11 protein-coding genes are annotated in these 10503 nt (G+C 72.2%); 3 read left to right on the top strand and 8 right to left on the bottom strand.

Features of this window, described 5'->3' with window-relative positions; all coding sequences use genetic code 11:
- Both GWI24_RS32505 and GWI24_RS32500 read right to left on the bottom strand, forming a co-directional pair.
- Positions 1 to 671: DUF5931 domain-containing protein (locus GWI24_RS32505; protein ID WP_247617172.1), on the bottom strand; the 671-nt coding region annotated here is incomplete at its 3' end.
- A 90-nt stretch (positions 672 to 761) separates the two neighbouring features.
- On the bottom strand, positions 762 to 1502 hold the full coding sequence (locus tag GWI24_RS32500; RefSeq protein ID WP_210949647.1) for a 1-acyl-sn-glycerol-3-phosphate acyltransferase: 741 nt from the start codon (positions 1500 to 1502) through the stop codon (positions 762 to 764).
- Positions 1503 to 1627: 125 nt separating this feature from the next.
- Between GWI24_RS32500 and GWI24_RS32495 the strand changes: the two genes are divergently transcribed.
- Together GWI24_RS32495 and GWI24_RS32490 are read left to right on the top strand one after the other, a co-directional pair.
- Entirely contained in the window at positions 1628 to 2446 is an 819-nt protein-coding gene (locus tag GWI24_RS32495) for a carboxylesterase (RefSeq protein ID WP_210949646.1), read from the top strand.
- A complete protein-coding gene (locus tag GWI24_RS32490) occupies positions 2439 to 3038 on the top strand; it encodes a hypothetical protein (protein ID WP_210949645.1) in 600 nt (199 codons plus the stop codon). The genes GWI24_RS32495 and GWI24_RS32490 overlap by 8 nt, the downstream gene beginning before the upstream one ends.
- A 133-nt stretch (positions 3039 to 3171) precedes the next feature.
- Here GWI24_RS32490 and GWI24_RS32485 read toward each other — a convergent pair whose 3' ends face one another.
- From GWI24_RS32485 to GWI24_RS32460, 6 genes are all read right to left on the bottom strand, one after another.
- On the bottom strand, positions 3172 to 4014 hold the full coding sequence (locus tag GWI24_RS32485) for an endonuclease/exonuclease/phosphatase family protein (protein ID WP_210949644.1): 843 nt from the start codon (positions 4012 to 4014) through the stop codon (positions 3172 to 3174).
- 15 nt (positions 4015 to 4029) lie between these two features.
- The gene (locus tag GWI24_RS32480) at positions 4030 to 4971 is read right to left on the bottom strand and encodes an ROK family glucokinase (RefSeq protein ID WP_210949643.1); all 942 of its coding nucleotides are present in this window, start codon (positions 4969 to 4971) and stop codon (positions 4030 to 4032) included.
- A 57-nt stretch (positions 4972 to 5028) separates the two neighbouring features.
- Positions 5029 to 5496 (bottom strand): DUF5304 family protein, encoded by a 468-nt coding sequence (locus GWI24_RS32475; RefSeq protein WP_210949642.1) that lies wholly within the window; start codon positions 5494 to 5496, stop codon positions 5029 to 5031.
- Positions 5497 to 5617: 121 nt separating this feature from the next.
- Positions 5618 to 6985: an ArsA family ATPase gene (locus GWI24_RS32470; protein ID WP_210949641.1), complete on the bottom strand. Its 1368-nt coding sequence runs from the start codon at positions 6983 to 6985 to the stop codon at positions 5618 to 5620.
- Between the two features lie 129 nt (positions 6986 to 7114).
- A complete protein-coding gene (locus GWI24_RS32465; protein ID WP_210949640.1) occupies positions 7115 to 7555 on the bottom strand; it encodes an SRPBCC family protein in 441 nt (146 codons plus the stop codon).
- 66 nt (positions 7556 to 7621) lie between these two features.
- Positions 7622 to 8383 carry a metallophosphoesterase gene (locus GWI24_RS32460; protein ID WP_210949639.1) on the bottom strand — a complete coding sequence of 254 codons (762 nt, stop codon included), beginning with the start codon at positions 8381 to 8383 and terminating at the stop codon, positions 7622 to 7624.
- A gap of 252 nt (positions 8384 to 8635) precedes the next feature.
- Here GWI24_RS32460 and GWI24_RS32455 point away from each other — a divergent pair, with 252 nt between their 5' ends.
- The gene (locus tag GWI24_RS32455) at positions 8636 to 10432 is read left to right on the top strand and encodes a long-chain fatty acid--CoA ligase (RefSeq protein WP_210949638.1); all 1797 of its coding nucleotides are present in this window, start codon (positions 8636 to 8638) and stop codon (positions 10430 to 10432) included.
- Positions 10433 to 10503 lie beyond the last annotated feature (71 nt).

The following is a 10503-nucleotide window of genomic DNA, read 5'->3' as shown; positions in this document are numbered from 1 at the left end:
GCGATCTCCTGCTCCCCCGCCATCCGGCCGAGTTCGGCCGCCTCGCCGCCGATCGCGGCGCCGCGCCGCTGCACCATGGCGAGCACCTGGAGCACGCTGTCGTGGATGTCGCGGGCCAGCCGCTCCCGCTCCCGGGTGGCCGCCTCGATGCGCAGTGCGCGGGCGAGGGTGCGCTCACTGGCGCGAGCCACCTCGACCACATAGCCGATGCCCACACTCGCCACCCACACCAGCGACAGCATGTGGACGGTGTCCTGGGCGAATCCGCCGCGCTCGATCACATTGGCGGCGCAGACCACGGTGGAGGCCGAGGCTCCCCAGCGCCAGCCGCCCTTGATGGCGAAGCCGAGAACCGCGCCCATCGTCCATATGGAAGGCAGCGTGGGCGTACCCTCGGCGATCCGGTCGTGGCTGTCCACGAGCGGGGTGAGCAGAATGCCGGTCACCGCGATGCCGAGGTCGCCGACGAGGAACCGCCGGGTGCAGCGCTCGGCCGAGGCGACCATCCGGAAGGTGAGTGCCGTCCACAGCGTCAGCACCGCCAGGTAGACGACGGCGCCGATCGGATGGTCGTAGTCGTCGAAGGAGTAGACGCACAGGCCGAGCGCGTAGAGCAGGGTGAGCACCCGGTAGGCGGTCAGCGCCTGCCACAGCGGCTGCTCGACGGACATCCGCACCACGCGTTCGCCCCCGGCGCGCTCCCGTCCGGACCGCTCCCTGGACCGCTCCGTCAACGTCCCCCACCCCCGGTGCCGGCGCGGCTAGGCGCCGGACTTGTGCTTGTCCTTCTCCTTCTCGGCCTGCTTCTTCTCGGCCTGCTTCCGGGCCGCCTCCGCCTCCGCGATCTGCCGCTTGGCGGCGGTGGCGTAGACGTCCACGTACTCCTGGCCGGAGAGCTTCATGATCTCGTACATGACCTCGTCGGTCACCGAGCGCAGGATGAAGCGGTCGCCGTCCATGCCGTGGTAGCGGCTGAAGTCCAGCGGCTTGCCGATCCGGATGCCGGGCCGCATCAGCTTCGGCATGACCTTGCCGGGGGGCTGGATCTTCTCGGTGTCGATCATCGCCACGGGGATCACCGGGGCGCCGGTCGCGAGCGCGACCCTTGCCAGACCGCCCGGCTTGCCCCGGTAGAGCCGCCCGTCGGGCGAGCGGGTGCCCTCGGGGTAGATGCCGAAGAGCTCACCGCGCTTGATCACGTCGATACCCGCCTTGATGGCGGCCTCGCCGGCGCCGCGCGAGCCCGAGCGGTCCACCGGCAGCTGCCCGACGCCCTTGAAGAAGGCCGCCGTGAGCCGCCCCTTGACCCCGGGGGTGGTGAAGTACTCCTGCTTGGCGATGAAGGTGACCTTGCGGTCGAGCACCGCGGGCAGGAAGAAGGAGTCGGAGAAGGAGAGGTGGTTGCTCGCGAGGATGGCCGGACCCTCGGCGGGGACGTGTTCCAGCCCCTCCACCCAGGGCCGGAAGGTGAGCTTCAAGGCGCCACCCACCGACAGCTTCATTGCGCTGTAGAACAACCGGGACCTCCTGTATCCGACGAGGAGACCTTAACCTGCCTACCCCGTATGCGGCGCGCCGCGTACGCTGAGGACCTCGAGCCCGCTTCCCCAGCGAACGGAGATCCGTGGTGCCGCTCCTGCCCGGAGCCGAGCCGTTCCGCCACGACGGCGGAGAGATCGGCGTCCTCGTCTGTCACGGATTCACCGGCTCCCCGCAGTCCGTGCGGCCCTGGGCCGACCATCTCGCGGCCCGTGGTCTGACCGTCTCGCTGCCGCTGCTTCCCGGCCATGGCACCCGCTGGCAGGATCTCGCCGTCACCGGCTGGCAGGACTGGTACGCGGAGGTGGACCGCGAGCTGGTCAGGCTCTCCCGGGCCTGCGAGCGGGTGTTCGTCTGCGGTCTGTCGATGGGCGGGGCGCTCGCGCTGCGGCTGGCCGCCCAGCACGGCGCGGCGATCAGCGGCGTGGCCGTCGTGAATCCGGCCAACCGCGTCCACGATCCGCTGGCCGTGGCCCTTCCGGTGCTGCGTCATCTGGTGCCCTCGGTGAAGGGCATCGTGAGCGACATCGCCAAGCCGGGCGCGCGGGAGTCCGGCTACGAGCGGATGCCGCTGCACGCCGTGCACTCGATGCGCCGCTTCTACCGGGTGGTCGACGCCGAACTGCCGCAGGTGACCCAGCCGCTGCTGGTGATGCACAGCCCCCAGGACCATGTGGTGCCGCCGGCCGACTCCGAGCGCATCCTGAGTCAGGTGTCCTCGCGGGACGTCACCGAGCGGCTGCTGGAGCGGAGCTACCACGTGGCGACGCTGGACCACGACGCCGAGTTCATCTTCGAGGAGACGGACACGTTCATCACCCGGCTGACGGCGGGTATGGGTGAAGACACCACCCGGACCGGCCTCGGGAAGGGCAGCGGAAAGGAGGGGGCGGCGGCCAGTGGCTGAGCGCGACTCGAATGAGAACGAGGCGGACGCGCGGCGGGACGACGACGCCGCCTTCGCCGCGATCGTCGCCGCGTACGGGGAGGAGCCGGAGGACCCGCCGGGCGCCGAGCGATGGCCCGCCGCCGAGAACCTCGACGAGGAGCGGGACCGGGACCGCCGGTCCGCGGCGGACGGCGACGCCGACGCCGACGGGTCCGGTGACGGCGAGGCGGCCACGGGCGGGCTGACCAAGCCCGACAAGACCGAGAAGCCGGGCGGCTTCATCGTCTACGCACCGGGCGTGGGCCCCCGCGACTGGGAGCCGGACGAGCCGTCCGAGGACGACTTCGACGAGACCGACGAGGGTCATTTCGTCCCGCCCGAGCCGCCCCCGCTGCCCGAGTCCGACACCACCTCCCGCTTCGCCTGGCTCGGAGTGCTGGGCGGGCCGCTGCTGCTGCTCGGAGTGGTGCTGTTCCAGGTGGAGATGGTCTGGTGGATCGCCACGCTGGGCGTCGGCGGCTTCCTCGGCGGCTTCGTCACGCTGGTGCTGCGGATGAAGGACGACGACGAGGAAGAGGACGACGACCCGGGGCGCGGCGCCGTCGTCTGACCCCGGCGCGCCCGGAGCCCGGCGCGCCCGGAGCCCGGCGCGCCCGGAGCCCGGCGCGCCCGGAGCCCGGCGCGCCCGGAGCCCGGCGCGCCCGGAGCCGGGCGCTCCCCGGCTCCGGCTCATGCCCGGCCGCTCAGCCCGGGGACACCCGGGGCAGCCTGAGCGCGGCCAGCACCGGAAGGTGGTCCGTGGCCGCCCGGAGGTCCGCGTCGGTGACGCCCGGCAGCCCGGCCGGGACCCCACAGCCGATGATCTCGATGCCCTCCGAGGCGAAGATCCCGTCGATGCGCTGATGCGGGTCCTTGGGGGAGAAGGTGGCCTCGCTCCCCCAGGGCTCGGTGGCCCAGCCGTCCCGCAGCTTCCCCGCGATCCGGCGGAAGGCGCGGCCGTCCGGCCGGTCGTTGATGTCACCGGCCGCGATGGCGTACGGGACGTCCAGCGCGGTCAGGTGGTCCAGCAGCATCCCGGCCTGTTCGTAGCGCTCGGCCTCGGCGAGGCTCAGATGGCAGCTGACCACGCCGAGCCGGACGCCGTTGCCGCTTTCCGGGTGGCCGCTTTCCGGGCGGCGGGTGTCGCGGTGGCCGGTGTCGCGGTGGCCGGTGTCGCGGTGGCCGCCGCCGAAGCGCAGCACGGCGGTGGCGAAACCGCGCCGGTGCAGCCCGGGGACGCGGGGCAGCAAAGTGTCCTCGGCGCGCTCCACATGGGCGCGCAGCGAGGTGAGGATCATCGGGCCAGCGGCGGTGGCCCCGCCCGTGGTGTAGACGAGGCCGGTCTCCCGGGCCAGCCAGGCGGCGGCCTTGCGCCAGCGGAAGAAGCGCGGCGCCTCCTGGACACAGACGACATCGGGGGCACAGGCCCGGATCACCCGGGCCAGCGCCTCGCGGTCGTCCCGCATCGAGCGGATGTTGTAGCTGAGCACCCGCACCACCGCCGCGTCCGGGCCGGTGATGGATCCGGGCAGGTCCGCGAGCGGCACGTTCCCCCTCGCTTCTCAGCCCTGGCGGGCCAGGTCGGCGGCGCCGACGAGCCCGGCCTTGCCGCCGAGTTGGGCGGCCAGCACCTGGGCGTGCGGACGCCACTGATTGCCCACCAGCCAGCGCCGGAAGGACTTGCGGATCGGCTCCAGGACGAGATCGCCCTCGTCGGAGACCCCGCCGCCGACGATGAACGCCGAGGGGTCGAAGAGCGAGGCGAGGTCGGCGAGCCCGGCCCCGGCCCAGCGGGCCAGCTCGCGGAAGGAATCGATGGCGACGGGGTCGCCCTGGCGGGCGGCGTCGCTGATGTGCTTGCCCTCGATGCCCTCGGAGGTGCCGTCGCCGAGGCCGAGCAGGACCGTGGCGTTCTCCGGGGTGGCGGCGGCGCGCTGCCTGGCGTAGCGGACCAGGGCGCGGCCGGAGGCGTACTGCTCCCAGCAGCCCTGGCTGCCGCAGCCGCACAGCAGTCCGTCCGGGACCACCCTTATGTGGCCGAACTCGGCCGCGACGCCGAACCGGCCGCGGTGCAGCTTGCCGCCGATGATGATGCCGCCGCCGAGGCCGGTGCCGAGGGTGATGCACACGACGTCGTCATGGCCGGCCCCGGCGCCGAAACGGTACTCGCCCCAGGCCGCGGCGTTCGCGTCGTTCTCCACCACGACGGGCAGGCCGACGCGCTGCTCGACCTTGTCCTTGAGCGCCTCGTGCCGCCAGTTGATGTTGGGCGCGAACAGCACGGTGGCGCGCTTGTCGTCCACATAGCCGGCCGCGCCGATGCCGACGGCCTCGATCTCATGCCCCTCGCTGACGATGCGCACCGCGTCCGCGATGGCGTCGACGACTCCCTCGGGAGTGTTCGGGGTCGAAACCTGGCTCGTCTCGAGAATCGAGCCCTCTTCGTCGACCACGCCGGCCGCGATCTTCGTGCCGCCGATGTCGACGCCGATGGTGAGTCCCATGAGTCCCTCAGTTATTTGGTCGAACCCCGCCGAGGCTAACGGTACCGGAGGTGGCGCTCAGTCGAGGTCGATGTGTTCACTACTCGAACTCTCGGATTCCTCGCCGCTGCCCTTGGGGTCGCCCTCGGCACCCTGGGTCCAGCGTCGCTCCTGGCCGGTCACGGCGGCGCGATAGGCGGCGAGCAGCTCGGATCCGGCGCTGGCGAGGTGTTCGAAAACCTCTGGATTGCGCTCTATGACCGGTTCTACGCTGGCCTTCGCCTGTGCGATCAATTGTTGTACGGCCCCCTGAACCGCCGTCCCGGCGATCGGCGCCTGGGCGACCTTCTCGGCGAGCGCGTCGGCCAGCTTGAGGAACTCCTCGGCCACGCTTCCCGGCTCCTCGGTGGTCTGCCGGGCCCGCTGCCTGGCCCGCTCGGCGGCGAGGTCCTCCTCACAGGCCCGCTCCCAGGCGTCGGGGTCGATCTCGGTGACCGGCACATCGGTGACCGGGGGCTCCGGGGGGCGCTCGGTGGCATCGCTCATGGCGAACTCCTGCGGCGGGGATGCTGGCTGCCCGGTGACGTTCATCCGGGCTTGTGACCGACGTTACCGGAAGGAGGGGGGCGGGGTCAGAGCCGGAGACCGGCCGTCGCGGACGCGGGGGTCAGACCCGCTTCGGCCACAGGTCCGGGTCGGGCGTGAAGCGCACCTGGAGCCATCCGTCGCGCAGCCCGGCGCCGGAGACGGTGCAGCGGCGCAGCGCGGACGGCAGCGGCAGCACCCGGTGGAACGGCGCGACGGTGACGATCAGTTCGTCGCCCCGGCGCACCAGGGAGAGCCCGTCGCGGTCGGCGCCGGGCAGCGGCAGCCGCCACAGCAGCACCCCGTCCTCGGCCAGCCGGTCCTCGACGGTCCAGGGGTCGGGGGCGGGCCGGTCGGGCCGCGCCCCGGGGGCCCCGACGGCCCCGGCGAGATCGGCGAGATCGGCGAGCCCGGCCGGGGCGCGCCGGGCACCGTCGCCGGAGTGCGGCTCGGCGGGGTGCGGCTCGCCGGAGTGCGGCTCGGCGGGGTGCGGCTCGGCGGAGTGCGGCTCGGCGGGCCGCGGATCGCCGAGGCCGTGCGGATCGCGGCCCAGATGCGGCAGTTCACGGACCGGGACGGCGGGGGCCCACTGCTCGTACAGCTCCTTGAGCGCGTCCTGCTGCTGGCCCGACAGCGCGGCGAGCCACGGGTCGGAGGTGCCGGTGGGCAGCAGCCGGTTGGCGATCACCGCCTCCACCCGGCAGCCGTGCAGCGCCAGACCGGCGCGGGCGGTGCGCAGCGCCCGGTCGGCGAGCGGTCCGGGCTCCACGACCAGCCGTACGGTGGTCGCCTCGGACTCGATCACGCCCTGGACGGCGGCCAGCTCCCGCTCCCAGCGCTCGGCCGTCTCGTACAGCTTCTGCGCGGGCATCGGCACCCCCGCCAGCTGGGCGAGCATCGGCCGCAGCGCACGGGCCGCCTGCCGCTCGGCGGGCAGCAGCCGCCGCAGATAGCGCCGCAGCTGCTCGGGCAGCGCGAGCAGCGCGACGGTGTCCGGCGCGGGCGGCATGTCGACGACGAGGACGTCCCAGCCGGTGCCGGGCGGGGCGGTCTGGGCGGCGCGCAGGGCGCGCAGCAGCGCGATGGCCTCCACCCCGGGCAGGGCGGTGAGCTCCTCGCCGTCCAGCGGGGTCGCGCCGAGCAGGTCGAGCAGGCCGTGGCCACGGTCCTGGAGGGCGGTCAGCTCACCGCGGAACCACTCGTCCGTGACGACCCGCGCGGCCCACAGCCCCGGCGCGAGCTCGGCGGGTAGGGACCACGGCAGCCGGTCCGCCGAGCGCCCGGGGACGGCCCGCGGCGCGCCGATGCCGAGCAGCGCCTCGGGGGTGCCGTCGGAGTCGGCGGTGAGCAGCAGGGTCCGCTGCCCCTCACGGGCGGCGGCGAGGGCGGTCGCGGCGGCCACGGTGGTGCGGCCCGCGCCGCCGGTACCGGTGACGAGGACCGTACGCATGAAAAGAGCCTCCGGCAGGGGGTTACGTCGGTGTGCGCGGCGCGGGTCCGGTGATCCGCACCCGCCGGAGCGTACCCCGCGCCGTGGATCACCCCGGGCACCGTCGGGGCCCGGGGCGGTCCGGGCGGGTCAGGCGCCCTCGACGCGCTTCTTCAGGCCCGCGAGCGCGCGGTCGATGATGACCTTCTCGGCCTTGCGCTTGATCATGCCCAGCATGGGGATCTTGACGTCGACCGTGAGCTGGTACGTCACCTCGGTGCTCTTGCCGCCGTCGAGCGCCGAGAGCCGGTAGGAGCCGTCAAGGGTGCGCAGCATCTGGGACTTGACCAGGGACCAGTTGACCTGGTTGTCCCCGGTCCAGCTGTACTGGAGGGTGTAGTCGTCCTTGATCGCGCCGGCGTCGAGCAGCATCCGCACCTGCTCGGCGCGCCCCTGGGCGTCCTTGGTGAGGATGTCGGCCTCCTTCACCTCACCGGACCACTCCGGGTAACGGTCGAAGTCGGCGATCACCTCCATCACGTCGGCCGGGGCCGCCTCGATCGTGATGCTCGAGCTGGTGTGTTCCGCCATCGCCGTGGCTCCTCCGTACCGGTCCGCCGCATGGGTTCTCTGCGGCTGAAGGCTACCGCGCGCGGGTCACCACTCCAGGGTCCAGGGGGTGCCGGAGGAGGCGAAGTGTCCGACATTGACGCACTCGGTGGCCCCGATCCGCATACGGCGGACGAGCGGCTGATGGACATGGCCGAAGAGGGAGTACTTGGGACGGACGGTGTGGATCGCCTCCAGCAGGGCGGTGCTGCCGCGCTCGAAGCGGCGGGCGACGGTGTCGTAGCAGAGGTCGGGCACCTCCGGCGGGATGTGGGTGCAGAGCACGTCCACCTCGCCGAGGGCCGCGATCTTCGCCGCGTAGGTCTCGTCGTCTATCTCGTAGGGGGTGCGCATCGGCGTGCGCAGCCCGCCGCCCACGAAACCGAAGACCAGCCCGCCGATCTCGACGCGCTCGCCGTCCAGGACGGTGGTGCCGGAGTGGGCGTACTCCGGCCACAGCGACGGCATGTCGACATTTCCGTAGGTGGCGTACGTCGGAGTGGGGAACGCGGCGAAGAGCTCGGCGTACTGGCGGCGGATCCCGGCCTCTATCGCCGCGTTGCGGTCGAGCCCCTCCCACAGCCGGTTGCCGAGCGCCCGGGCCTCCTCGAAGCGGCGGGCGGTGCGCAGTTCGACCAGCCGGTCGGCGTTCTCGACCCCGAAGAGATCGGGGAAGATGCCACGTGAGTGATCGGCGTAGTCGAGGAAGAGAACGAGGTCACCGAGACAGATCAGGGCGTCCGCCCCGTCACCGGCCTTCTCGAGGTCCTCACTGTTGCCATGCACGTCACTCACCACGTGGACTCGCATGCGTGTCACCCTAAGACGTAAGGGCCCGCGCCCGTAAGGTGGTCCGCCTGCACCGCCCCGCGTCTACCTGCGGTTCCTTAGCGGACGCGGCGTCCGTCGACTAGTCTGCGGGCAGCATGAAGGCGGTGTGTGACGCATCGAACATCTGGGCGGGAACCCCTATCCCGGAAGCGTACCGATGGGTAACGTCCGGGCCGTCCACCACCCCCCATGCCCTGTAGCGGCGCCGGCGCCCCACGAGGAGCAGCAGTCTTGCGCGAGTTCAGCCTTCCGGCCCTGTACGAGGTTCCGGCCGACGGCAATCTGACGGATCTCATCCGCCGCAATGCCGCACAGCATCCCGATGTCGCCGTGGTCGGCCGCAAGGTCGACGACCGATGGGAGGACGTGACCGCGACCGCGTTCCTGGCGGAAGTGCGCGCCGCCGCCAAGGGACTGATCGCGGCCGGTGTGGAGCCGGGCGACCGGGTCGGCCTGATGTCCAGAACCCGCTACGAGTGGACGCTGCTCGACTTCGCCATCTGGAGCGCGGGCGGGGTCACCGTGCCGGTGTACGAGACGAGTTCACCGGAGCAGGTCCAGTGGATCCTCAGCGATTCGGGCGCGGTGGCCGCGCTGGTCGAGACCGGCGTCCACGAGGCCGCCGTCGAGGCCGTCCGGGACACCCTGCCCGCCCTGAAGCACGTCTGGCGGATCGAGGACGACGCCATCGGGACGCTGCGGAAGCTGGGCGAGCACGTGCCCGAGGAGAAGGTGGACGAGCGCTCCTCGATCGCCAACGCCGACTCCCCCGCCACCATCGTCTACACCTCGGGCACCACCGGCCGCCCCAAGGGCTGTGTGCTCTCCCACCGCAGTTTCTTCGCCGAGTGCGGCAACGCGGTGGCCCGGCTCAAGCCGATCTTCAACACCGGTGAGTCGTCGGTGCTGCTGTTCCTCCCCGAGGCCCATGTCTTCGGGCGGCTGGTGGAGATCGCTGCGGTGCTGGCGCCGATCAAGCTCGGCCATGTGCCGGATGTGAAGTCCCTGACCGACGAACTCGCCGCGTTCCGGCCCACGTTGGTGCTGGGCGTGCCGCGCGTCTTCGAGAAGGTCTACAACTCGGCGCGGGCGAAGGCCCAGTCCGAGGGCAAGGGCAAGATCTTCGACAAGGCGGCCGACACCGCCATCGAGTACAGCAAGGCGCTGGACACCCCGGGCGGCCCGTCCTTCGGGCTCCGCTTCAAGCACAAGGTCTTCGACCGGCTGGTCTACAGCAAACTGCGGGCGGTGCTGGGCGGCCGGGCCACCCACGCCATCTCCGGCGGGGCGCCGCTGGGCGAGCGGCTGGGCCACTTCTACCGGGGCATCGGCTTCACGGTGCTGGAGGGGTACGGCCTGACCGAGTCCTGCGCGGCGACCACCTTCAACCCCTGGGACCGGCAGAAGATCGGCTCGGTCGGGCAGCCGATGCCGGGCACGGTGGTGCGCATCGCCGACGACGGCGAGGTGCTGCTGCACGGCGAGCACCTCTTCACCGAGTACTGGAACAACGAGACGGCCACGGCGGAGGCGCTGTCGGACGGCTGGTTCCACACCGGGGACGTGGGCACGCTCGACGAGGACGGCTACCTCACCATCACCGGCCGGAAGAAGGAGATCATCATCACCGCGGGCGGCAAGAACGTCGCCCCGGCGGTGATAGAGGACCGGATCCGGGCCCACGCCCTGGTGGCCGAGTGCATGGTCGTCGGCGACGGCCGCCCCTTCGTGGGCGCGCTGGTCACCGTGGACGAGGAGTTCCTGCCGCGCTGGGCGGCCGAGCACGGCAAGCCCGAGGGCGTGACGGTGGCCGAGCTGCGGGAGGACCCGGACCTGCTGGCGGAGATCCAGCAGGCGGTGGACGACGGCAACGCTGCGGTGTCCAAGGCGGAGTCGATCCGGAAGTTCCGGGTCCTGGCGACGCAGTTCACCGAGGACTCCGGGCATGTGACGCCCTCGCTGAAGCTGAAGCGGAGCGTGGTGGCGAAGGACTTCGCCTCGGAGATCGAGGCCATCTATCGAGGCTGACCCGCGCCTCCCCGCGGCATCGACACGCGGCTCCGCCGCGTGGCAGGGGCTTCGCCCCTGGGCCCCCGGGG

The organism is Streptomyces sp. MK37H, from assembly GCF_018035285.1.
Classification (GTDB): domain Bacteria; phylum Actinomycetota; class Actinomycetes; order Streptomycetales; family Streptomycetaceae; genus Streptomyces; species Streptomyces endocoffeicus.
The sequence above is the reverse complement of the archived record's forward strand: the minus strand, read 5'-3'. Positions and strand labels throughout refer to the sequence as shown.

Excerpts from the sequence above, each read along its gene's own strand:
- GWI24_RS32500 (WP_210949647.1), bottom strand. The coding sequence starts at position 1,502 with ATGAAGCTGTCGGTGGGTGGCGCCTTGAAGCTCACCTTCCGGCCCTGG.
- GWI24_RS32480 (WP_210949643.1), bottom strand. The coding sequence starts at position 4,971 with ATGGGACTCACCATCGGCGTCGACATCGGCGGCACGAAGATCGCGGCC.
- GWI24_RS32475 (WP_210949642.1), bottom strand. The coding sequence starts at position 5,496 with ATGAGCGATGCCACCGAGCGCCCCCCGGAGCCCCCGGTCACCGATGTG.
- GWI24_RS32470 (WP_210949641.1), bottom strand. The coding sequence starts at position 6,985 with ATGCGTACGGTCCTCGTCACCGGTACCGGCGGCGCGGGCCGCACCACC.
- GWI24_RS32465 (WP_210949640.1), bottom strand. The coding sequence starts at position 7,555 with ATGGCGGAACACACCAGCTCGAGCATCACGATCGAGGCGGCCCCGGCC.
- GWI24_RS32460 (WP_210949639.1), bottom strand. The coding sequence starts at position 8,383 with ATGCGAGTCCACGTGGTGAGTGACGTGCATGGCAACAGTGAGGACCTC.